Raw genomic sequence first — 22,789 nt, forward strand, 5'->3', positions numbered from 1 at the left:
CCCCGGTGATGACGTGGACGAATTCGTTCACTGGCTCGATTCCCCGGCCGTCGCCCCGTCCCGGCCCAGTGGCGCCCGGTGGTTCCTGGCCGCGTTGTAGCGGCCGCTGTCGAAGAACTCGATCTGCCAGCTGCCCTCACCGAGGGAGAGGTTGGGTTCGATGGGCACGATCTTGCGCTCGGTGGCCAGGACGTCGGCCACGGTGCGTCCGTGGAGGGAGTTCAGCTGAGTCCAGGTCGGCGGCAACAGGAACGACTCGCCCTGCTCGAAGGCGTCGAGACCGGCCTGCGGGGTGCTCCAGAACGCCTGGTCGGTTTCGGTGTTCTCACCGTCGGCCCGCTGCCCCTCTGGCAGTGCACCGACGAAGAAGAAGGTGTCGTAGCGGCGGGTGCGTTCCTCTTTGGGCGTGATCCAGTTGTCCCATGGGCGCAGCAGGTCGGCCCGCAGCACGAGTTTCTCGTCGCGCAGGAAGTCGGCGAACGACAGCGTGTGGTTGGCCAGGGCGGCACGCGCCTCGCCGTAGACCGATGCGTCGCTGACGATCCCGTCGGGGTCGTCGGCCGGGCCGGCGAACAACACCCCGGACTCCTCGAAGGTCTCGCGGGCCGCGGCGCACACGAGCGCCTCGGCCAGCCCGGTGTCCACGCCGAGACGCCGGGCCCACCAGTCCGGTTCGGGACCGAACCAGGCGATGTCGGCGTTGCGGTCGCGGTCGTCGACGCCACCGCCGGGGAACACCATCACCCCGGCCACGAAATCCATCGCCGCATGCCGGCGCATCATGAACACCTTGATGCCGGACGGTGTGTCCCGCACCAGCATCACCGTCGCCGCCGGCCGCGGCACCAGTGGGTCCGTCGTCGCGCTCATTCTCGCCTCCTGTGAGCCGCACGGCTCCTGGTCCGCCGGGCGAAGTAACGCCCGTCGATCACGTCCAGCGCGATCGACTGACCGAACGCCTTGGACAAGTTCTCAGCAGTCAACACCTCGGTCAGCAGACCCGAGGCAACCGCCTTGCCCTCCGACAGGATCAGCGCGTGGCTGAATCCGACCGGGATCTCCTCGACATGATGGGTGACCAGCACCATGGCCGGCGCATCGGGGTCGGCTGCCAGATCGGTCAACCGTGCCACCAGCTCCTCGCGCCCGCCCAGGTCCAGCCCCGCCGCGGGCTCGTCGAGCAGCAGCAGTTCGGGATCGGTCATCAGCGACCGGGCGATCAGCACCCGCTTGCGTTCACCCTCGGACAGGGTTCCGTAGGTCCGCTCGGCGAGATGTTCGGCACCGACGCTTTCCAGCATGTCGATGGCCTGGGCGTAGTCGACGTCCTCGTAGTCCTCGCGCCAGCGGCCCAGCACGGCGTAGCCGGCCGACACCACCAGATCGCGTACCACTTCACTGTCGGGGATCCGCTGCGACAGTGCCGAGCTGCTGAGTCCGACCCGCGCCCGCAGCTCGGACATGTCGGTGCGGCCGAGCCGTTCACCGAGCACGTAGGCGGTACCCGACGAGGGATGTTCGGTGGCGGCGGCGATCCGCAGCAGCGAGGTCTTGCCTGCGCCGTTCGGGCCGATCACCACCCAGCGCTCATCGAGTTCCACGGTCCAGGTGATGGGACCGACCAGGGTGTTGCCGCCTCGGCGCAGGCTCACCCTGGCGAAGTCGATCAACAGGTCGGGGTCGGTTCCGTCTCCGTCATCGTTGGTTGTCGAGTCGGTGAGTTCCCCTGCGGCCACTCGCTCATCGTAGTGACCGGATCCTGATCCGCTCGGGCGCGCCCGCCGCTGAAATCGTGGAACAACAACGAGCGCGGGGTGAGCCGCAGGAACAGCTGCACGAGCGGGCCGATTCCGACGGCATAGACCACGGTGCCGACGCCGACGGTGCCACCCAGCAGCCAGCCCACGGCCAGCACGGTCGCCTCGATCGCGGTGCGCACCAACCGCACTGACAATCCGGTGCGGGCCACCAATCCGGTCATCAGGCCGTCACGGGGCCCGGGGCCGAGGCCGGCACCGATGTACAGCACGGTGCTGATCGCGTTGAGCACGACGCCGCCGAGCAGCATCGCGATGCTCGCCGGCAGCGCCGACGGCGCGGGCAGCACGGCCAGCGTCGCGTCCACCGTCACGGCGAGGACGATGACGTTGAGGATGGTCCCGATTCCGGGGCGGTTGCGCAGCGGGATCCAGGCCAGCAGGACCACGACGCCGACGACGGCCGAGGCCATGCCCAGGCTCAGCGGGGTGTGCCGGGTCAGGCCCTGGTGAAAGACGTCCCACGGATCCAGCCCCAGCCCGGCGCGGACCATCATCGCCATGGATACGCCGTAGCCGCACAGGCCGATCACGAGCAGCGCGCCGCGAGTGAACGCCGTCCTCATGCGTGATCGGGGAATCGGGCGCGGATCGCGTCGAGCTCGCTCTGCACGCGGCGGGCGTCCACGTCACAGGCCCCGCCGGGCAGGTTGGCGGGGTCGTGCAAACGGCGGAGATTCTCCGCCAGTCGAGAAATCCAGTTCCGAGGCATGCGTCCATATTCCTGGTGATGTGGCTTGCTACTCAATAGCCAGTTAGCGCATACTGGCCTTATTATGTCGACAGATATGGCTGCCCGCGCCCTCGATGTGGACCTTTTGGCCCGCGAACTTGGCAACTGGCGTCNGCGACATCGCGCCGTACCTGCGCGAGCCCGGGCACGAGTTGATGGGCGTCGCCCCGCTGCGCGCCGCCATCGCCGAAAGGTACTGCGCCCGTGGGTTGCCCACCGATCCCAGCCAGATCATGGTGACCAGCGGCGCCCAGCATGCCATCGGTCTGATCCTGGCCAGCCACACCCAGCCCGGTGATCGGGTGCTCGTCGAGCAACCCACGTATCACGGTGCGCTCTCGGCGATCTCGACCGCCGGGGCACGGGCGGTCCCGGTCGCCCTGACCGACGACGGCTGGGAGCTCGACGCGGTCCACGCCGCCGTGCGGCAGCTGGCCCCCAGCCTGGCCTACCTGGTTCCCGACAGTCACAACCCCACGGGGTTCACCATGTCCCCCGCGGAGCGAAAGCGGTTGGGGCAGATCATTTCCGACACCCGGACCCGGACCATCGTCGACGAGTCGATCGCGGACATGTGGATCGACGAGGCTCCTCCCGAGCCGCTGGCCGCCTCGGTGGCCCGCGATGACCTGGTGCTCACCATCGGCTCGATGTCGAAGTCGTTCTGGGGTGGCCTGCGGGTCGGCTGGATTCGCGCCGAACGAGGCACCCTGGCCACCATCGCGGCGATCCGGCCGTCGGTGGATCTGGGCACCCCGATCCTCGAACAGCTCGCCGCGGCACGGTTGCTGGGGATGCGCGCGGAGGTCCTGCCCGAACGACGCGAGATCATCCGCGCGCGTAGGGAGTTCCTGGTGGCGCTACTGGCCCGCGAACTTCCGGATTGGCGGCCCGGCCACGGGCGCGGCGGGATGTCGTTGTGGGTGAGGCTGCCCGCGCCGATGAGCACGGCGTTGTCCGCCGCCGCGATGCGCCTCGGCCTGGACGTGCCGGCAGGCCCACGGTTCGGGGTGGATGGCACCCTCGAACGGTTCATCCGGTTGCCCTATGCGCTGCCGGAACCGGAACTCGAAGAGGCCGTGCAGCTGCTGGTCCGCGCCTGGCACAGCATCACCGGCACGCACAGTGCGACGCCGCAGACGCTGGTGGTGTAGCCGAAGGCCCTACGGCTGCTGCGACATGGCGTAGCAGGTGCTGTAATGCTCGATGGTGCACGGAATTCCGTTCACCGTCGGCAGCTGGCCGGGCCGGCTCTGGATGTTGGCGTCTCCGGTGCCCGGCGCCATCACCGGCGGTGCCACCGCACCCATCCCGCCGCCGGAACCACCGGCCACGCACACGCCGTCGAACTTGGTGGCCTTGGTGCCCGACGGGCAACGCTTGGCCTCGGCAGGGGCCGCGACCGCCAGCTGGCCCAGGACTGCCGCCACGGCGAACGCGCCAACCATGACCGTGTGCTTCAGGTTCGCCATGGCCCCACCCTACTTCAGAACGGGCGCCGAGTTCACCCGCGTGCGCTCAGTCCTCGGGGATCTCGACGCGGCGCAGCACACCGTCGAGAGCGTCCGCGGCCTCGATCTCGCCGCGGGTCACCCCGAGGATGAACAGCACGGTGTCCAGGTACGGGTGGCTCAGCGAGGCGTCGGCTACCTCCCGCAGCGCGGGTTTGGCGTTGAACGCGACGCCGAGCCCCGCGGCGGCCAGCATGTCGATGTCGTTGGCCCCGTCGCCCACGGCCACGGTCTGTTCCATCGGCACCCCGACCTGCTGGGCAAAGTCGCGCAGCGCCTTGGCCTTTCCCGGCCGGTCGACGACCTGGCCGATGACCCGCCCGGTCAGCTTGCCGTCTACCACCTCGAGTTCGTTGGCGGCGACGTAGTCCAGCATGAGCTCGTGCGCCAGCGGTTCGATCACCTGGCGGAATCCGCCTGACACCACACCGCAGTAGAAACCGAGCCGGCGCAGGGTCCTGATCGTGGTGCGCGCCCCCGGTGTGAGTTCCACCTGCTCGGCGACGTCGTCGAGCACCGAGGCCGGAAGCCCGGCCAAGGTGGCCACCCGGCGGTGCAGGGATTCGGCGAAGTCGAGTTCGCCGCGCATCGCGGCTTCGGTGACGGCCGCCACCTGAGCTTCCATCCCCGCCCGGGCGGCCAGCATCTCGATGACCTCGCCCTGGATCAGGGTGGAGTCGACGTCGAAGACGATGAGCCGCTTGGCCCGCCGGGCCAGGCTGTAGTCCTCCAGCGCGATGTCGACGCCCTCGTCGGCCGCCACCTGCGACAGCGCCGATTGCAGTGCGCTGTACACCGAGTTTTCTGGACCGGCCGGAACCGACACCCGCAGTTCCAGCCCGGTCACCGGGTAATCGGAGACGCCACGGATGGTGTCGATGTTGACACCCAGCCCGGCCACGGCGCGGGCCACCACACTGAACGCCTCCGCGGTGATGGGCCGGCCCAGCACCACGATCGTGTGGGTTGACGGCTCCCGCATGACGGGCATGTCGTCGCTGCGCTCGACCGTCACCTCCATGCCGAGCTGGTGGATCGCCGCTTCGACGTCCGTACGCAGGACGTCCCCGTCGACGGTCTCGGTCGGCGCCGCGACCAGCACACCCAGGGTGAGCCGGCCGCGGACGACGACCTGTTCGACATTGCGCAGTTCGACCTGATGCCGCGCCAGCACCTCGAACAGCGCCGAGGTGACGCCGGGTCGGTCGACTCCGGTGACGGTGATCAGTACCGACGAGCGCTCGCGTGAAGCACCGGTCATCGGATCACCTTCGACGTGCTCACCCCCGGATGCTGTCACCCGTCAACTGGAGCGGTCCGCGGACTCGAGCTCCGGGTGATGCGTGCGGCCCACGTGGGCCTCGGCGCGCATCCGCTCGACCATGTGCGGGTAGTGCAGCTCGAACGCCGGGCGCTCGGAACGGATCCGAGGCAGCTCGGTGAAGTTGTGCCGCGGCGGCGGGCAGGAGGTCGCCCACTCCAGCGAGTTGCCGTAGCCCCAGGGGTCGTCGACCATCACCGGCTCGCCGTAGCGCCAGCTCTTGAACACGTTCCACACGAACGGCAGCGTGGAGATGCCGAGGATGAAGGCACCGACCGTGGAGATCACGTTGAGCGTGGTGAAGCCGTCGGTGGGCAGGTAGTCGGCGTACCGACGCGGCATGCCCTCGTCACCGACCCAGTGCTGCACCAGGAAGGTGGTGTGGAAGCCGATGAAGGTCAGCCAGAAGTGCAGCTTGCCCAGGCGCTCGTCGAGCAGGCGTCCGGTCATCTTCGGGAACCAGAAGTAGATGCCCGCGTAGGTGGCGAACACGATGGTGCCGAAGAGCACGTAGTGGAAGTGCGCGATGACGAAGTAGCTGTCGGTGACGTGGAAGTCGATCGGCGGGCTGGCCAGCAGCACGCCGGACAGGCCACCCAGCAGGAAGGTGATCAGGAAGCCGACCGAGAACAGCATCGGCGTCTCGAATGTCAGCTGGCCCTTCCACATCGTGCCGATCCAGTTGAAGAACTTGATGCCCGTGGGCACCGCGATCAGGAACGTCATGAAGGAGAAGAACGGCAGCAGCACCGCACCGGTGGCGTACATGTGGTGCGCCCACACCGCGACCGAGAGTGCCGCGATGGCCAGCGTCGCGTAGATCAGGGTGGTGTAACCGAAGATCGGCTTGCGGCTGAACACCGGGAAGATCTCCGACACGATGCCGAAGAACGGCAGCGCGATGATGTACACCTCGGGGTGACCGAAGAACCAGAACAGGTGCTGCCACAGCAACACACCGCCGTTGGCGGGGTCGTAGATGTGGGCGCCCAGGTGGCGGTCGGCGGCCAGACCGAACAGCGCGGCGGTCAGGATCGGGAAGGCGATCAGCACCAGGATCGAGGTCACCAGGATGTTCCAGGTGAAGATCGGCATGCGGAACATCGTCATGCCCGGTGCGCGCATGCACACCACGGTGGTGACCATGTTGACGCCACCGAGGATGGTGCCGAGACCACCGACGGCCAGGCCCAGGATCCACAGGTCACCGCCGGCACCCGGCGAGTGGATGGCGTCGGTCAGCGGCGAGTAGGCCGTCCAACCGAAGTCAGCGGCACCGCCCGGCGTGATGAAGCCGCCCAGGGCGATCAGCGCGCCGAACAGGAACAGCCAGAACGACAGGGCGTTCAACCGCGGGAACGCCACGTCGGGCGCGCCGATCTGCAGCGGGAGCACCAGGTTGGCGAACCCGAACACGATCGGGGTGGCGTAGAACAGCAGCATCACCGTGCCGTGCATGGTGAACAGCTGGTTGAACTGCTCATTGCTCAGGAACTGCAGGCCGGGCATCGCCAGTTCGGTACGCATGAACAGCGCCATCAGACCGCCGATGAAGAAGAAGGCGAAGCAGACGACGCAGTACATCATGCCGATCAGCTTGTGATCGGTCGTGGTGATGAGCTTGTAGATCAGGTTGCCCTTGGGGCCCATCCGTTCCGGAAAAGGACGACGTGCCTCGAGTTCTCCGATTGGGGGCGCTTCGGCTACCAAGAGATCCTCCAAAGATTCGTCGGGAAATCCCGCTTATCGAACTGAATCCTAACGCTCCCGGCGGCCCGGGCGCCCCTGGGTCCTACAAACTGTCGTACTGCGTGGCGTTCCGTCGTCGCAACTTTCCGCGGCAACGCCCTGACCAGCGGCGAAGCGCTGAATGTTACGGTCGCCCGGTGCTGACCAACCGACCCCGCGCCGCCGCCGCGGCGATCGTCGCCGTCGCAACGCTTGCCAGTGGGTGCGGCTCGTCCGCGCAGACCCCTCCGGCGCAGCCGTCGATGACCACGAGCGTCACCAAGATCGCCGACGCCGGGGTGCTGGGTAATCAGCGCCGCCCCGACGAATCCTGTGCGCCGGAGCCTGCGCCGGCCGATCAGGGGGCGCGGGAGGTCCGCAACGCGCGGGGTGACGGTGTCGCCGAGGCCACCGAGGTTCGGGGCGATCCACAGCGCATCGTCGCGCTGTCCGGCGACCAGCTCGATGCGCTGTGCGCGCTCGGCCTGCAGTCTCGGATCGTCGCGGCCGCGCTTCCCGACGGCTCGTCGCAGCAGCCGTCCTATCTGGGCACCGTGGTGCACGAGGTGGCCCCTGCCGGCAGCCGGGGCGCACCCGACCTGGCGGCCATCGAGGCCGCCAAGCCGGAGCTGATCCTGGGTTCGGCCGCCCTCACACCGACCGCCTTCGGGGCACTGTCGGCGATCGCACCGACCGTGTTCACCGGTGCGCCCGGGGCCGCGTGGCGCGACACGTTGCGGGCGGTGGGCGCGGCGACCGGCCGCGCCGACGCGGCCGCCGATCTGATCGCCAAGTTCGACGACGCCGCCCGCGAGACCGGCATACAGAACGACGCCGGTCACTTCCAGGCCTCCGTGGTGCAGCTGACGGACAACACCGTGCGGGTCTACGGCGCCGACACCTTCGCCGGCAGCGTGCTCGCCACGGTCGGCCTCGATCGACCTGCGGCGCAACGATTCACCGACAAGCCGTACGAGGAGTTGGGCACCACCGACGCCGATTACGGCATCGCCGACGCCGACATCGTCTATGTCTCCTTCGCGTCGGCGGCGGCCAAGGACAACGCCCCGAAGATCCTCGAAAGCCCGGCCTGGCGGGCGCTGTCCGCGGCCCGCGACAACCGGGTGTTCGTGGTCAACAACGAGATCTGGCAGACCGGGCAGAACATCGTGGCCGCCCGCGGCATCCTCGACGACCTGCGCTGGGTGAACGCCCCGATCAACTGATCCGGCCGTCGGCCTCGCCGACAGCCTGCCGACCGAATTGACCGGTGGCCAGCGACCCGTCGGGTAACACCAGTTCTCCCGCCTGGATGCGGCGGCGCAGATAGGTGAACGTCTGCGCGGTCTGGGCGAACAAGTGCTCCCCGGCTCGCAACGGCGGGCGCTGGGGCCCGCCCTCTGTGACGAACCGAGGCAGCGGTCTCACCTCGGTGTGGTAGTCGACGTTGAAGAACAGCGGGAACGAATACCGCTCCTCGACCACGCGACGCACCCGGTGGCTGGTGGCGACGAACGTCCCGTTGGTCCACAGTTCGAGCAGATCCCCGATGTTGACGACGAAAGTCCCGTCCACCGGGGGCACGTCGATCCACTCCCCGGCGCCGTTGAGCACCTCCAGGCCGGGGGCGGTGGGCTTGAGCAGGGTGAAGCACTCGTAGTCGGTGTGCGCGCCGATGCCCTGGCCGTCCTGCGCGTCGGCGTTGTACGGGTAGTGCATCAACCGAAGTTGGCTGGGTGTCTTGGTGGCGTGCCGGGCGAACACCTCGGGATCCTCCCCCAGCGCCACCGCGAACGCCCACAACAGTTGCTTGCCGACGCCGAGTACGGCCCGGTAGTACGACGTCACCGCCTCGGCGAACCCCGGGAGATCGGGCCAGGTGTTCGGTCCGAGCATCGGATTGCCCGCCAGGTGGTCGGGGTCGTCGGCCGGCAGGTCCAGGGCGGTGTCGAAGGCTTCCTTCAAATCGGGGCGGCTTTCGTTCTCGAGGCCTTCCTCCCCCACCGGGACGTAGCCTCGATGGCACCGCGACAACCCGATGTAGCTGCGCATCTTCTCTTCCAGCGGCAGCGCGAAGAACTCCTGCGTGGCTGCCAGCATCCGCTCGAACAACGCCTCGTCGATACCCGTTCCGCCGATGTAGAAGAAGCCGATCTCCCGTGCCGCCGTGCCGATCTCGGCCGCCACCCGGTCCCGCTCGTCCCGCCGTTCCGAACGCAGCCCACTGATGTCGATGACCGGCACGCAGTCGAACGCCGCCAACGATGATCCACTGCCACTCACAGATCCACTGTCCCTTCACTTCGCTCCACGACCCAGTGCACGCCGTTGGCCCGGATCTGCTCATCTGCCAGATCGATTGCGAGCGCATCCCAAAGTGGTCCGCCCACGGTGCCGATCACCACCTCACCGCCGCCCAACCAGCCGAACGTCGGGCCGACCCGAACCAGGACGGCCGGGCTTCGGTCCGGCGCCCTCAGGAACAATCCACCGCGTGGCACCGTCGGCCCGGAATCGCGCACCCAGTGCTCGACGTAGTCCTCGTGGACGCCGGTCTCGATCAGAGTGTCTCCGTCCCAGCGCATCTCGCCCTCGTCGGGGACCGGTCCCGACGGCGTGAGCTCGACATCACGCCGCCAGGAGAAGACGGCGCCACGCTGGATCAGCTCACCACCGAAGCCGCGGGAGTCGACGTAGGCACTGCCGGCCTGTAACCACTCGACATCGGTGGCGGTGTCGCGCGATCCGTCCGCTTCGATCAGTAGGGTGCGCCGCCACCGCCCGGCGCATTCCGAGGCCACGACCGGTTTCACGGGCATTCCTGGTGGCGCCCATGGGTGACGGGCCCGAAGCGCTCGTGAAAGTGCTCGGTCAATCCCGGCCAGACCTCCGGGTCATGACCGGGGATCAGCTGATATCCCTTGTCGCGCGCCAGCTTCTTGAGCTTGCGGATCGGTTCCACCGTGTCCTCGGGCGCGACGTCGATGAATCCGCCGATCGGCAGTTCGTGCTCGATGTTCTCCGTCAGATCCGCGGCGTCGAAAGCGAACACGAATCCGCCGCCGCCGACCGCCTCGTCGAGTTCCACCGCGAAACTCTGATGCCCTGGCGTGTGTCCGTACGTCGGTATCGCGGTGATACCGGGTGCGATGGTGGCCTCACCATCGGCCAGCCGCCAGTCGATGTTCGGATCGTCGAAGTCGACCCGAACGATCGCATTGCGTTCCGGCTCAGGGTGATTCGACAGGCCGTACTCGAGCTCTCGACGTTGGGCGTGCACCGGAACCTTGCCCGCGAACAGCTTGAGCCCACCGGCGTGGTCGTGGTGCAGGTGGCTGACCGCGACGGTGTGGATGTCGTCGATGTCGACGCCGACCTCGGCGAGCCGCTGCTCGATCGGCTCGCCGGGGCCCGGCAGCACCGGTCGGTACTCGACGGTCGGGAAGAACCGGCGGTACAACGCGGGGTCGCGCACCAGCGCGGTGTTGAATCCCGTGTCGAGTAGCACCCAGCCGCCGTCGGTCTGAAGCAACACACCCGGAACGGGTTCGCGCATCCGCGCCTCGGCCGGCGCCCCGTACACCGACACCGATTTCGGCAGTTCCTCCCAACCCAGGGTGAGCAGAATGATGTGGCGGACTCCGCTCTTGCGGACCAGTGTCGCCATCAGCCCACCGACAATGCGGCAAGCCGCAGCGAGTTCGGATTGGTCACCACATGGGCCTGTTCGACACCCTTGAGCCATGGCTGGGCCACCATGAAGTCGTTGACATCGGCGATGTTCAGCCAGCAGCCGGTCTTCACCGCTTCCATCCCGGCCCGTGAGAACACGGCGGAGTCACCGGTGGGCAGGCCACTGGCGAGCGCCTCGGTGACCGGCGCCGCGGAGCAGCCCAGATAGTTGAGTCCCCCGTCGGGATCCCACGAGATATGACCCCAGGTGTACGGGGACGGCGCGTCGGGCCAGGCCAGGGCGGTGAAGATCTCCGGTGCGGACTGGCCGTCGGTGCCGATCCACCCGTAGATCTCCGATGTCGGGTAGGCCTGCACTTTCGCGGTCAATCCTGCTGCGGCGAGCTGTGTCTGGAGGAGGTTGCTGATCAGTTGGTTGTCGGGGTTGCTCGAGTCGTAGCCGATCGTGATGGACTTCTGCTCGGCAGGCAGTCCCCCCGCGATGCCACTGAGTGCCGACGGGTCATGAGCCACGGCCTGATTGGCGAGGTCCGAGGCCATCATGTTGGGCGGGTAGATCTGCCCGGCCACATCTCCGCGCCCGAAATATGTCTGCTTGACCAGCTCCTCGACGTTGATCGCCCGCAGCACCGCTGTGCGATTCTCGCCGTCGGCCATCATGCCCTTGTGTGGGTTGATGTACAGGTAGTTCGACATCATGGTCGGCAGTGAGTAGTGCGCGAAAGCCTGGTTGTCCAGGTAGGACTGGACCGCGGACGAGGGCAGGTCATGCAGGATCGCGGCCAGCTGCCCATTGTTGAACTGCAGCTGCTGCGCCGAGACATCGGTGATCACCGGCATCTCGACCTTCTCGAAGTACGGTTTGGCTCCCCAGTACTCGGGGAAAGCCGCCAGCGCATAGCGTGATCCGACCTCGGCCGCGGTGAGCGTGTACGGGCCGGTCCCCAGGTCGTGATTCGTCAGGTAGCTCTGGGCGTGGTCGGAACCTGCGTTCCGTTGCAGGCCAGTGGGACTCAGCATCCTGGGTCCGTACGCACAGGCGAGGTAGTCGAGAAAGGCCGCGTTGGGGGCCTTCAGCGTGATGGTGACGGCGTAGTCACCTTGTGCGGTAACCGATTCCACGTCCTTTACCATGTAGGACGGGCCCTGGTCGACGGCGAGGCGGCGATCGAAGGAGGCTTTGACGGCCTCCGCGGTGAACGGTGTGCCGTCGTGGAACTTGACGCCTTCGCGCAGCTTGAAATCGAACACCCGGTTGTCCGGCGAGGCTTTCCACTCGGTCGCCAGCAGCGGTTCCAACTCGGGCTTGTCGGTGCCCGCCTTGTACTGCAGCAGACCCTCGTAGACGTTGGTGGTGAGCAACAGGCCCTGGCCGGCGTAGTAGATGTCGGGGTCGGGTGGCTGACCGGGGTCCTGCAGGAACGACAGGTGCAGCACCTTGTCGGTCGGCGCGGCGCTCGGCGTGGCGGTGCCCGAATCCGATCCGCCGCAGGCACTCAGCGTCAGCGCCGCCACCGCACTCACGGCAGCGACGAGCTTCCATCGGTTGATCATCGGGCGGCTCCTTCAAGAACGGGCTGGGCGGTACCGAGTTCCTCGAAGGCGGCGAGGATCTCGTCGGAGGTTCGCAGAGCACCGGTCTGCAGATATTCCATGGCGTCGAGCGCGGCATCGTGCCGGTACTGCGACGATCCGCCCACACAGTCGGTGACGACGCGGACATAGAAATCGCGCTGATGGGCGTCGGCGAACGTGTAGTGCACACACACGTCGGTGAGTCCGCCGATGAGGATGAGCGTCGACGCCTTGAGACCGGACAGCACGATCTCGAAATCCGTTCCGATGAAACCCGAGTAACGTCGCTTCACGATGTGGAACTCGTCGGGCAGCGGTCGCAGGCTGGGCTCCAGGTCCGTGCCCGGCCTGCCCTCGACACAGTGGACGCCCTCGGTGCCGTCGAGCTCGCGGCCGAAGTCGATTCCGCTGGGCCGGTGCATCTCCTGGAAGAACACCACCGGCACCCCCGCCGCGCGCGCGGCCGCGAGCAGCTTCTCGGCGACCGCGACGCGCTCGGCATGACCGGGCATCACCGCGATGCCCGCGTCTTGGGCCGACATACCACCGCCTTCCTGTATGTCGACCACGACAAGGACCGGATTACCCACGATGAGTGGCTGTTTGGGCACCTAACCTCCTACTACTGCGATACGGGGATCGGCTGCCGCCTGGAGCAGGTCCACGGCGGTGTTGATGACTACGTAGAGCGCACCCAGCATCAAGGTGACGCCTGCGATGGCCGGGAAATCGGCGACCGGGATGCTCTGCGCGATGTACTGGCCGATACCGGGCCAGCCGAAGACCTGCTCGACGACGAGCACGCCGGAGAACATCAGGCCGACCTGAAGGCCCGTCATCGACAGCGCCGAGCTCATGGAGTTGCGCAGCACATGACGCGCCATGATCTGCCCCTCCGACAATCCCTTGGACCGGGCGGTGCGCGCGTAGTCACTGTCGATCTCGGTCATCAGGCTGCTGCGCAATACCCGGCCGATCGCCACCGCAGGCGCGATGGCGATGACCAGCGCAGGCAGGAGTAGGTGATGTAGGGCGTCGGCCACCACGTCGAACCGACCGTGCACGAGCCCGTCGACCGTGAGCAGCCCGGTCGGCCCGGTGGGCGGGTCAGCCACGGCGACCCGGCCGTTGGCCGGAACCCACCCGAGGTTCTGATAGAACACGATCAGCCCGAGGATGCCGAGCAGGAACATGGGTGCGGCGGCACCGGTGAACAACACCGCCCGAAGCGCCTGGGCGCCGGGCCATTTCAGCGTGGTACCGAATGCCAGCAGGGTGGCCAGCACCACGGCGATTGCGATTCCGAAGATCGCCAGTTCCAGCGTGGCGGGCAGGAAACTACCGAGGTCGGACAACACCGGGTGCCGGGTGCGGTAAGAGGTTCCGAGATCACCGGTGACCGCATTGGTCAGGTAATGCCAGAACTGCACCAGCACCGGCTCGTTCAGACCGAGTGCCTCGCGCCTGTCGGCGACCGCCTGGGCCGAGGCCTGGGCCCCCAGTTGCGCCTTCACGGGGTCGAGCGGTGAAACTTGCTGGAGCACGAACATCACTCCGGTCAAGGCGATCAGGATGACCACCATCGCACCCAGCCGGGACACCACGAAAGTTTTCACTGCCGAACTCCTCTCGTCCTCGCCACGCCGGTCACCGGTTCTTCATCAGATTGCGCAGGCAGTCCCCCGCGATGTTGCCGACCAGCGCCAGCACCAGAACGCCGAGACCCGGCATGACCGGAATCCACCACTGCTGCAGGAAATAACTCAGGTTTCGCGCCGAGTCGGCGCCCAGTTCGGGGGCCGGTGCGGCTTGGCCCAGCCCAAGGAACGACAGCGCGGCCACGGTGAGGATCAGGGTGCCCAGATCGAGGCTCGCGGCGACGAGTGCGTTCGGCACCGCACCGGGCAACAGGTGCCTGGTCGCCAGCCGGAATCGGCTCACCCCAGCCAGTTTCGCGGCCTCGACGTGGGGCCGGGCGGCCAGGCGCGCGATCTCGCCGCGCACCAGCCTGGCGTAGAACGGCCACCAGACTATCGACACCGCGATCAGGGTGTGGGCGAAGCCCGGCCCGAGCGCGGCGACAACGGCGATGGCGAGTACCGGGGCGGGAAGGGACAGAAACGCGTCGGTGATGCGCATCAGCAGGGCGTCCAGCCAGCCTCCGGACGCACCGGCGATCAAGCCGATCAGCCCACCGACCACCAGACCGACGGCGACGACGACGAGCGCCGCGAACCAGCTCGAGCGGGCGCCGTAGAGGACCCGGGACAAGATGTCGCGGCCTACCGAGTCGGTGCCGAGCAGAAATCCGTCCTTACCCGGGGCCTGCAGCGGCATGCCCACCGGGGTGAGCGGGTCGTGCGGGGCGATCAACGGCACCGCGATGACGAGCAGGGTGAGCACGACCACCATCGAGAAGCCGGCCCAGTTGAGCACCGTGGCCCGCGGCCAGGCCCATGACAACCGGCCGGGAGTACGGCGGTCGGCCAGGGTCGGAAACGCAACGGCTATCGCCATCAGATCGCCCGCCTTTCGATACATGCCACGTGGTGGGGATTGCCCGGTGTGCCTTCCAGCCGGACGTCGAGTTCGCGACCGCCACAGGCCGGCACCGAGATCGGACATCTGGGATGGAATGCGCAGCCGTCCGGCGGCGACAGTGGGCTGGCGGGCTCGCCCGGGAGTACCCGCGATTCGCGCCCGAGGTCGGGGATGGCGTCGACAAGCGCCTGGGTGTAGGGGTGGGCCGGGTCGCCGATCACGCGATCGGCGGGGCCGATCTCGACGATGCGGCCCAGGTACATCACCGCGATCCGGTCGGCCACCACCCGGGCCACCGACAGATCATGGGTGACGAAGACGACGGACATGTCCAGGCTGCGTCGCAGTTCTGCGATCAAGTTGAGCACTGAGGCGGCAAGCGAGACATCGAGCGCGCTGGTCGGCTCGTCGCACAGCAACACCGATGGCGGCACGATCGTGGCCCGTGCCAGCGAAACCCGTTGGCGCTGACCGCCGGACAACTCCCCTGAGCGCGCTTTGGCCACCTCGGCCGGAAGGCCCACCCGTTCCAGGACGTCACGCACGGCGATCCGGCGCTGCGCCGCGGACATTTTGGTGCCGCGCAGTCGTTCGCCGACCAACTCACCGACCGACAGCCACGGGGTCAGTGAGGCGCCGGCGTCCTGGAAGACCATTTGCGGACGTTTCCCACCGGTCACCTCGACCGAGCCCGAGGTCGCGGTCTCCAGCCCGGCGATGATCCGCAAGAGTGTCGACTTGCCCGAGCCGCTCTCGCCGACCAGTGCCACGGATTCGCCCTGGCGCACCCGCATGGTCACACCGCGCAGGGCGTGCAGTTTTCCGTGATTGTCCGAGCGGTCCAGCCGGCGTCGCGACACGGCAAACGTCTTGGTGACATTGGCCAGTGCCACGGCCGGTGGCTGCTCAGGGCCGCCTTGTTCGCTGGCCATGAGCACCGATTCGGGGCCGACCGAGGTCGCCGGCGTGTTGCTCACCTCCGGCCGGATGCAGGCGCTGATCCGTTGGGGAGCAACCACAACCGGCTCCGGCACCGATGTCGAGCAGTCCCGGATGGCCGTGGTGCAGCGCGGCGCGAACGCGCAACCGGGCAATGGTGCCGCCGGGCTGGGCACCGCGCCGGGCAGCGCCGTGAGCTTCTGGCCGCGTGGGGTGTCGAGGGTGAGCCGGCTGGCGAGCAGCCCCTTGGTGTACGGGTGAGCCGGCGCGGCCAGCACTTCGGCGGCGGGGCCGATCTCGGCGATCCGCCCGGCGTAGAGCACCGCGATGCGGTCGGAGATCTGCGCGGCCACACCCAGGTCGTGGGTGATCAGCACAATGCTGCAACCGATCTCGTCCCGCAGCCGCTGTAGTAGCCGCAACACCTGAGCCTGAACGGTGACATCGAGTGCGGTGGTCGGTTCATCGGCGATGACGAGTTCGGGGTCTCCCGCGACCGCCATCGCGATCATCACGCGTTGGCGCAAACCGCCGGAGAGTTCGTGCGGGTACGCCCGCATCCGACGCTCGGGTTCCGGGATGCCCACCGCGGTGAGCAGACGCAGCGCCTCGGCCTCGCTACCGGCCGCCTCTGCCACCTGCTTGCCGATCCGCATCGTCGGGTTCAACGAGGTCATCGGATCCTGGAACACCGCACCCAGGTCGAGGCGACGCACTTTGCGCAACGCCTTGGTGTCGCCGTTGACCATGTCGGAGCCCGCCACCCTCACCGACCCGCCGACCGCGGCACCGGAAGGCAGCAAGCCGAGCATCGTGAACCCCAGAACGCTTTTGCCGGAGCCTGATTCGCCGACCAAACCGATGATCTCCCCGGCGGCGACGGTGAGGGAGACTCCGCGTATCGCGTGCACGTGACGGCCGTTGCGGCGAAAGGTGACGCACAGGTCATCGATGGCGGCAACCGGTTGTGGACGTGAGAGTGCCGCTGCTGCAACATGTATCGACGAGTCATCAGCCGCGGAGACATCGGCACCGAGGTCCGCGGGAAGGGTGACGTCGATCGTGGCCTCAGCCATCGTGGGCCTCCCAGAAGCGATTTGGCAACATCTGCGCCACCACCGTGTGCCACAGCCTGTCGAGCGACAGTTTTCACTGATCGCGGCGTCGCTGGGTGTCAAAGGCGTTAATGCGGCGTAAAGGAATCGACGGGTCCGGTAACCGTCAGGTGTCCCGCGTTTCTATCGAATGACCGATACCGCGTGCGCTGGCCCTTCGTCGCCCGAGGGCCAACTATGGCTTTATGGCGGGACGACCACGCGTGCACGCCCAACGCCGGCACGGGATAACGGCCCGCGACGAAATCCTCGACGCCGCAGGCGAATTGTTCACCACAACCGGGTACTCCGGAACGTCGACGCGGGCGATCGCCGAAGCGGTCGGCGTCCGGCAAGCATCCCTGTACCACTACTTCGACACCAAGGACGACATTCTGTGCGCACTGCTCGAGCAGACCGTGGCACCGACACTTGAGTTCGTCCCAGCCTTACTGGGCACCGAGCCCGCCCTGACCGCCGACGAACATCTACACGCCTTGGCGGCGTTCGACGGTGGCCAGCTGTTGTCCGGGCGGTGGAACCTCGGCGCGCTCTATCTGCTTCCCGAGTTGCGTGAGGCCAAGCTGGAGCCGTTCTGGTCGGACCGGGAGCGGCTGCGGTTGCACTATCTGTCGTTGAGCCGCGCGCTGAGCCGGCGGACCGGGGTTCACGAAGCCGCGGCCGACCTGCCGTTCCGGCTCGTCGAATCGTTGGTCTACGTGTGGTCGATGCCGGCCGGGCCGGAGCGTTCCGAAATGCCGTTCCATGTGGCGGACGCCTGTATGCGCGTCCTGGGCCTTCCCGGCGACGCGGCGGCAGCCCGGCGTTCGCGGAGTCGCCTGGAGATCGACCGACATAATCGGGACCGACCGGCCGGCCCGTAGTCTGCTTGGCATGTTCCACGTCCTCACCACGACTTACCTGAAGCCCCTCGACGTCGTCGACCAGACCCGGCCCGCCCATATCGCGTGGCTCGAGGAAGAGGTGGCCGCGGGCCGCATCGTGCTGGCCGGGCGGCTGGAATCGGCGACCGGCGCGGTGCTCATCACCGGCGACCTCACCGATGAGGAGGTCGAGGACGTCATCGCCCGCGATCCCTACACCGTGGCCGGGCTGGTCAGCTGCGAGCGCACGTCCTTCAACGGGGCGTTCCGCGCGCCCGGGTTGTGACCGCTGCCGGCGCCGAGCCGGGAGATATGTCACATCTGCGGCGGGATTAACTTCGATGCCCTGCGTCGTTGCAGGAGCTGGTCTGCCTCTCAGGCAGTAGTCAGTTAACCGGACTAATCTTTTCCGGGAAAGCCTAAAGACGACGAACAAAGAGGGCCTCGATGAGCACTGTTTATGCCTATGCCGCGAACTCGGCGACCGAGCCGCTGGCCAAGACCACCATCACCCGCCGCGAGGTAGGGCCGCATGACGTGGCATTCGACATCCACTTCGCCGGCATCTGCCATTCCGACATCCACACCGTGAAGGCCGAGTGGGGTACCCCGAATTACCCCGTGGTGGCCGGCCACGAGATTGCCGGCGTCGTCACCGAGGTCGGCTCCGAGGTCACCAAGTACCAGGTCGGTGACCATGTCGGCGTCGGCTGTTTCGTCGATTCCTGCCGCGAATGCGACAACTGCAAGGCCGGGCTGCAGCAGTACTGCACCGGCGGCGGCATGATCGGCACCTACAACGCGATCGGGCGCGACGGCACCCCCACCTATGGCGGCTACAGCGGCGCGATCGTCGTCGACGAGAACTACGTGCTGCGCATCCCCGACAGCATTCCGCTCGACAAGGCCGCTCCCCTGCTGTGCGCCGGCGTCACGCTGTTCTCGCCGCTGCGCCACTGGAACGCCGGGCCGGGCAAGAAGATCGCCGTGATCGGCCTGGGTGGCCTGGGCCACATGGGCGTCAAGCTCGCCCACGCGATGGGCGCGCACGTCACTGTGCTGTCGCAGTCGCTGAAGAAGATGGAAGACGGCCTGCGCCTGGGCGCCGACGAGTACTACGCAACCAGTGACCCGGACACCTTCCGGAAGCTCGCAGGCAGCTTCGACCTCATCCTCAACACGGTGTCGGCCAATCTCGACCTCGGCGCCTACCTGGGCCTGCTCAAGACGGACGGGACCCTGGTCGAGCTCGGCGCGCCGGAGAAGCCGCTGGTGGTGCCGTTCTTCCCGCTCGGTGCCTACCGTCGCAGCCTGGCCGGTTCGATGATCGGCGGCATCCCGGAGACCCAGGAGATGCTCGACTTCTGTGCCGAGCACAACGTCACCCCCGAGATCGAGGTCATTCAGCCCGATTACATCAACGAGGCCTACGAGCGCGTGCTCGCCAGCGACGTGCGGTACCGCTTCGTGATCGACACCGCCTCGCTGCGCGCCTAGTCGGAATCAGAGGTTTCGCCGGGGCCGGCGTCGGACACCAGGTCGACGCCGGCCAACGGCCAGCCCGCGGCGGCCAGCTTGGCCGCCACCCGCGCAATGTTCTCCGGACCCGCGTCGTGATCGGTCACCTCGGCGATGAACTCCGCGATCACGTCGCGGTCGATGGGATCGTCAACGTCCGCGGGCGCCGAGGCCTCGGCGATGTTGCGCACCACCTCGGTGACCTGCTCCTCGGTGAGCGGGGTGGCCCGCAACAGCGCCAGCAGCGGCACTCGATCGGTGCCAGGGACACCTTCCGGATAGCCGGCGCGCAACCAGTTCAGGACCGAGATCAGTAGCGACTTTGTTGACACCCAGAAAGTTTCGCGGCTGACCGGCCAACCCACCACTGGAGGAGTCGACAGTTGGTCGGCCATTCATTCGTGGTTCATCGCCAAAAACAATCCCGCTGAGCACAACCGCTGACCTTCGCGCGACGGCCCGGCAGGCTCGGCACAGTGACTCGTGTGATCCGCTTCAACGCCTTCGACATGAACTGCGTCGCCCATCAGTCGCCCGGTCTGTGGCGGCATCCGGAGGACCAGTCCTGGCGGTACAAGGACATCACCTACTGGACCGAATTGGCGAAGCTCTTGGAACGCGGGCGGTTTGACGGCCTGTTCATCGCCGACGTGCTGGGCACCTACGACGTCTACGGCGCCAGCGACGAGGCCGCGATTCGCCAGGCCGCGCAGATCCCCGTCGGTGACCCGATGCTGCTGGTGTCGGCGATGGCGCTGGTCACCGAGAATCTGGGCTTCGGGATCACCACCGGCACCGGATTCGAGCATCCCTATCCCTTCGCCCGGCGGATGTCGACACTCGACCACCTGACCAACGGCCGCGTCGGCTGGAACGTCGTCACCGGCTATCTTCCCGCCGCGGCGCGCAACATGGGCCAGACCGACCAGCCGGCTCACGACGCGCGCTACGACCACGCCGACGAGTACCTCGAGGTGCTCTACAAGTTGTGGGAAGGCTCCTGGGAGGACGACGCGGTGGTCCGGGACGCCGAACGCGGCGTGTTCACCGACCCGGCCAAGGTGCACCACATCGGTCATTCCGGAACGCATTTCAGCGTGCCCGGGGTACACCTGGCCGAACCGTCGCCGCAGCGCACTCCGGTCATCTACCAGGCCGGGTCCTCACCGCGCGGGGTGCGCTTCGCCGCGGAGAACGCCGAGGCGATCTTCACCGCGGCCCCCACCAAAGCCTTGCTGCGCGAGACGGTTTCCACGATCCGCGCCGAGCTCGAGCTGGCCGGCCGAGACCCGTACTCGGCCAAGATCTTCAACCTCACCACGATCATCACCGGCGCGACCGACGAAGAAGCCCACACCAGGCACGCGGAGTACCTGGCCTACGGTGACCCCGAAGGCGCACTCGTGTTCATGTCCGGCTGGATGGGTGTGGACCTGGCCCGCTACGGACTCGACGAGCCGATCGGCAATGTCGACTCCAACGCAATCCTGTCCGCGGTCAAGGCCTTTCAGTCCGCCTCCGACAAGGGCGGCGAGTGGAACGTGCGCGATATCGCCGAGTGGGGCGAGATCGGCGGCATGGGACCGCGCATCGTCGGGTCCGGGGTGCACGTCGCCGACACCCTGCAGGAGTGGGTCGAGGAGACCGACGTCGACGGCTTCAACCTGGCGTACGCGATCACGCCGGGATCCTTCGAGGAGTTCATCGCGCACGTCGTTCCGGTGCTCACCGAGCGCGGCGCTTACCAGTCGGCGTATGCACCGGGCAGTCTGCGCAACAAGCTGCTGGGCCAGGGCGACCGCCTGGCCGATGAACATCGCGGTGCCAGTTACCGAGTGGGAGGCGCGAACTCGACGGTCATCGAGCGCCCCTCGNGATACGGCGACCACCGAGATCTACACTCTTTCCCTACACGACGCTCTTCCGATCTTAACTCAGTGCGGCGCGGCCTGGACGCCGGGCTGTAACTCCACGGTCGAGGGCGGCAGGCCGGTCACGTCCACGCCCGGCGTGTGCAGTTGCCCGGCCAGCCACGGTAATGCGGCACCAAACGCGTTGGCGGCGAAGGCCCAGTCGTGGCGGCCCGGTGCGGCCTGCACCGAGCATGCGATCGACTCGGCCCGGGCCGCATTGCACAGCGTGGTCGCGGCGACGTCCTGAGCCTCGGGATTGACCGTGGGATCGTGGGTGCTACCGCCGGCCCCGGAAACCGGCACCTCGAACCAGGCCGTGACATCGGAGTATGGACCGTGCCGCCGCATGACGGTCACCGGATCGTAGGACGCCCACGCGTCGGCGTCGCCGCCGAACAGGCGGCCGATCGTCTGCGCCATGTCGCCGGTGTTGGGGCGCAGGTCCCCAGCGATGTCGACGAACGACCGGAACATGTCCGGGTGCATCAGGGTCAGATCCACCGCGCAGGTGCCGCCCATCGACCAACCGGCGATCCCCCACCCGTCGCGGTCAGGGCGTACTCCGAAGTTCGAGATCAGGTACGGTACAACGTCTTTGGTGAGATGGTCGGCGGCGTTGCCACGGATCCCGTTGACGCACTCCGTGTCGTTGGTGAACGAGCCCGTCGCGTCGACGAATACGAACACCGGCGCGTTCCCGTCGTGTGCCGCCGCGAATCCGTCGATGATGCCCAGCACATTGCCGGCGCGCAGCCAGTCAGCTGGGGTGTTCAATTGTGAGCCGATCATCATCACCGCCGGCAGTCGCGGCGGCGGAATGGTGGCGAACCAGGCCGGGGGCAGATACACGAGTTCACCGCGGTGGGCGAACCCTGAGGCCGCCGCATCGATGGTCACCGGAACCAGAACACCGCCGGCGGGGCGGACATGGGCCAGCTGCATCTTGGTCACGGTCAACCGGTCTGTCTGCCCCGGCAGCGGAGTCGAGATGAGCTGACTCCATACCGCGTGCACCGTCGGGAAATACCCGACCCACATGTTCAGGGTGAGCGCACAGGCCAGCCCGCACACCCCGATCGCCGCCACCGAGGCGGCTCGTCGCCACCATCGCGCGCTCACCCACCCCACCAGCGCGACGCCGACGGCCAGCACGGTCAACGCGATCCAGACCCACAACTCGGGCGGACCGGCGTTGCCGGCCACCCCGATCGAGTCGATGTACCAGTAGCTGAGGCCCGCCAGCACGGCCGCCGACAGCGTCAACGTCGGCAACACCCGGAAACGCCACTGCGGCGAGCGGCGGCCCACAGCGGCTCCCAGCAGTGCTACCGCGATCAGCTGCACGACGACGGGGAACCAGCCGTGGATCAGCGAGATCCGCGAAATGAGCTGGTGCATCAGCTCATTTCATAGCAACGCCAGCTGTCAGCTCGCTGAGTGGTTGCCATGCGAGCGGCCGAAATGCGCGGCCACCGGGCTGGCACTGTGCGCTCTGGCGATGCTGTGTGCCAGGTTACGACAT

At 67.5% G+C, this 22,789-nt stretch carries 20 protein-coding genes and 1 pseudogene; 5 read left to right on the forward strand and 16 right to left on the reverse strand.

What is annotated here, in order from left to right; genetic code table 11:
• Window positions 1-27: 27 nt before the first annotated feature.
• From BN4332_RS28025 to yczE, 3 genes are read right to left on the reverse strand one after another with little or no spacing between them, the layout of a single operon-like run.
• A complete protein-coding gene (locus tag BN4332_RS28025) occupies window positions 28-870 on the reverse strand; it encodes an NUDIX hydrolase (RefSeq protein ID WP_066902831.1) in 843 nt (280 codons plus the stop codon).
• On the reverse strand, window positions 867-1,736 hold the full coding sequence (locus BN4332_RS28030; protein WP_066902833.1) for an ABC transporter ATP-binding protein: 870 nt from the start codon (window positions 1,734-1,736) through the stop codon (window positions 867-869). Before BN4332_RS28030 ends, BN4332_RS28025 begins: the two co-directional genes overlap by 4 nt.
• The gene (yczE, locus tag BN4332_RS28035) at window positions 1,667-2,383 is read right to left on the reverse strand and encodes a membrane protein YczE (RefSeq protein ID WP_066902835.1); all 717 of its coding nucleotides are present in this window, start codon (window positions 2,381-2,383) and stop codon (window positions 1,667-1,669) included. Before yczE ends, BN4332_RS28030 begins: the two co-directional genes overlap by 70 nt.
• A gap of 268 nt (window positions 2,384-2,651) precedes the next feature.
• Between yczE and BN4332_RS28045 the strand changes: the two are divergent.
• A pseudogene (locus BN4332_RS28045) lies at window positions 2,652-3,704 on the forward strand (aminotransferase-like domain-containing protein); the annotation flags it as partial.
• Window positions 3,705-3,713: 9 nt separating this feature from the next.
• Here BN4332_RS28045 and BN4332_RS28050 read toward each other — a convergent pair.
• Genes BN4332_RS28050 through ctaD form a run of 3 tightly spaced genes read right to left on the reverse strand, consistent with a single transcriptional unit; the run spans window position 3,714 to window position 7,092 of the window.
• The gene (locus tag BN4332_RS28050; RefSeq protein ID WP_066902837.1) at window positions 3,714-4,022 is read right to left on the reverse strand and encodes a hypothetical protein; all 309 of its coding nucleotides are present in this window, start codon (window positions 4,020-4,022) and stop codon (window positions 3,714-3,716) included.
• Window positions 4,023-4,068: 46 nt separating this feature from the next.
• Window positions 4,069-5,322 (reverse strand): phosphoserine phosphatase SerB, encoded by a 1,254-nt coding sequence (gene serB / locus BN4332_RS28055; protein WP_066903119.1) that lies wholly within the window; start codon window positions 5,320-5,322, stop codon window positions 4,069-4,071.
• A gap of 42 nt (window positions 5,323-5,364) precedes the next feature.
• Window positions 5,365-7,092, reverse strand: coding sequence for an aa3-type cytochrome oxidase subunit I (gene ctaD, locus BN4332_RS28060; protein WP_066903121.1), 1,728 nt, complete (start codon window positions 7,090-7,092; stop codon window positions 5,365-5,367).
• 176 nt (window positions 7,093-7,268) lie between these two features.
• Here ctaD and BN4332_RS28065 point away from each other — a divergent pair, with 176 nt between their 5' ends.
• Window positions 7,269-8,336 (forward strand): iron-siderophore ABC transporter substrate-binding protein, encoded by a 1,068-nt coding sequence (locus BN4332_RS28065; RefSeq protein ID WP_066902839.1) that lies wholly within the window; start codon window positions 7,269-7,271, stop codon window positions 8,334-8,336.
• On the opposite strand, the gene BN4332_RS28070 is transcribed toward BN4332_RS28065, so the two are convergent.
• The 8 genes from BN4332_RS28070 to BN4332_RS28105 are packed head-to-tail and all read right to left on the reverse strand — an operon-like array spanning window position 8,329 to window position 16,934.
• Window positions 8,329-9,393 carry an isopenicillin N synthase family dioxygenase gene (locus tag BN4332_RS28070; RefSeq protein ID WP_200820454.1) on the reverse strand — a complete coding sequence of 355 codons (1,065 nt, stop codon included), beginning with the start codon at window positions 9,391-9,393 and terminating at the stop codon, window positions 8,329-8,331. The two genes, BN4332_RS28065 and BN4332_RS28070, sit on opposite strands and share 8 nt — an antisense overlap.
• Complete coding sequence (locus BN4332_RS28075; RefSeq protein ID WP_235654316.1) at window positions 9,390-9,923, reverse strand: hypothetical protein; 534 nt, start codon at window positions 9,921-9,923, stop codon at window positions 9,390-9,392. The genes BN4332_RS28070 and BN4332_RS28075 overlap by 4 nt, the downstream gene beginning before the upstream one ends.
• Complete coding sequence (locus BN4332_RS28080) at window positions 9,920-10,777, reverse strand: N-acyl homoserine lactonase family protein (protein WP_066902843.1); 858 nt, start codon at window positions 10,775-10,777, stop codon at window positions 9,920-9,922. The genes BN4332_RS28075 and BN4332_RS28080 overlap by 4 nt, the downstream gene beginning before the upstream one ends.
• Window positions 10,777-12,357, reverse strand: a complete 1,581-nt coding sequence (locus tag BN4332_RS28085; RefSeq protein WP_066902845.1) for an ABC transporter substrate-binding protein — start codon at window positions 12,355-12,357, stop codon at window positions 10,777-10,779. The genes BN4332_RS28080 and BN4332_RS28085 overlap by 1 nt, the downstream gene beginning before the upstream one ends.
• The gene (locus BN4332_RS28090; RefSeq protein ID WP_066902847.1) at window positions 12,354-12,989 is read right to left on the reverse strand and encodes a cysteine hydrolase family protein; all 636 of its coding nucleotides are present in this window, start codon (window positions 12,987-12,989) and stop codon (window positions 12,354-12,356) included. Before BN4332_RS28090 ends, BN4332_RS28085 begins: the two co-directional genes overlap by 4 nt.
• Complete coding sequence (locus BN4332_RS28095; RefSeq protein WP_066902849.1) at window positions 12,990-13,994, reverse strand: ABC transporter permease; 1,005 nt, start codon at window positions 13,992-13,994, stop codon at window positions 12,990-12,992.
• A gap of 31 nt (window positions 13,995-14,025) precedes the next feature.
• Window positions 14,026-14,895, reverse strand: coding sequence for an ABC transporter permease (locus tag BN4332_RS28100; protein ID WP_066902852.1), 870 nt, complete (start codon window positions 14,893-14,895; stop codon window positions 14,026-14,028).
• Entirely contained in the window at window positions 14,895-16,934 is a 2,040-nt protein-coding gene (locus tag BN4332_RS28105; RefSeq protein WP_084459436.1) for a dipeptide ABC transporter ATP-binding protein, read from the reverse strand. The genes BN4332_RS28100 and BN4332_RS28105 overlap by 1 nt, the downstream gene beginning before the upstream one ends.
• Before the next feature lie 224 nt (window positions 16,935-17,158).
• Between BN4332_RS28105 and BN4332_RS28110 the strand changes: the two genes are divergently transcribed.
• From BN4332_RS28110 to BN4332_RS28120, 3 genes are all read left to right on the forward strand, one after another.
• Window positions 17,159-17,836, forward strand: a complete 678-nt coding sequence (locus tag BN4332_RS28110) for a TetR/AcrR family transcriptional regulator (RefSeq protein ID WP_066902854.1) — start codon at window positions 17,159-17,161, stop codon at window positions 17,834-17,836.
• A 10-nt stretch (window positions 17,837-17,846) separates the two neighbouring features.
• On the forward strand, window positions 17,847-18,122 hold the full coding sequence (locus BN4332_RS28115) for a YciI family protein (protein WP_066902856.1): 276 nt from the start codon (window positions 17,847-17,849) through the stop codon (window positions 18,120-18,122).
• A gap of 161 nt (window positions 18,123-18,283) precedes the next feature.
• Window positions 18,284-19,333: an NAD(P)-dependent alcohol dehydrogenase gene (locus tag BN4332_RS28120; protein ID WP_066902858.1), complete on the forward strand. Its 1,050-nt coding sequence runs from the start codon at window positions 18,284-18,286 to the stop codon at window positions 19,331-19,333.
• On the opposite strand, the gene BN4332_RS28125 is transcribed toward BN4332_RS28120, so the two are convergent.
• Window positions 19,330-19,686 carry a DUF3349 domain-containing protein gene (locus tag BN4332_RS28125; RefSeq protein WP_066903127.1) on the reverse strand — a complete coding sequence of 119 codons (357 nt, stop codon included), beginning with the start codon at window positions 19,684-19,686 and terminating at the stop codon, window positions 19,330-19,332. The two genes, BN4332_RS28120 and BN4332_RS28125, sit on opposite strands and share 4 nt — an antisense overlap.
• Window positions 19,687-21,288: 1,602 nt before the next feature.
• Window positions 21,289-22,665, reverse strand: coding sequence for an alpha/beta hydrolase (locus BN4332_RS28135; RefSeq protein WP_066902860.1), 1,377 nt, complete (start codon window positions 22,663-22,665; stop codon window positions 21,289-21,291).
• Window positions 22,666-22,789 lie beyond the last annotated feature (124 nt).

Source organism: Mycolicibacterium houstonense (assembly GCF_900078665.2).
Classification (GTDB): Bacteria; Actinomycetota; Actinomycetes; order Mycobacteriales; family Mycobacteriaceae; genus Mycobacterium; species Mycobacterium houstonense.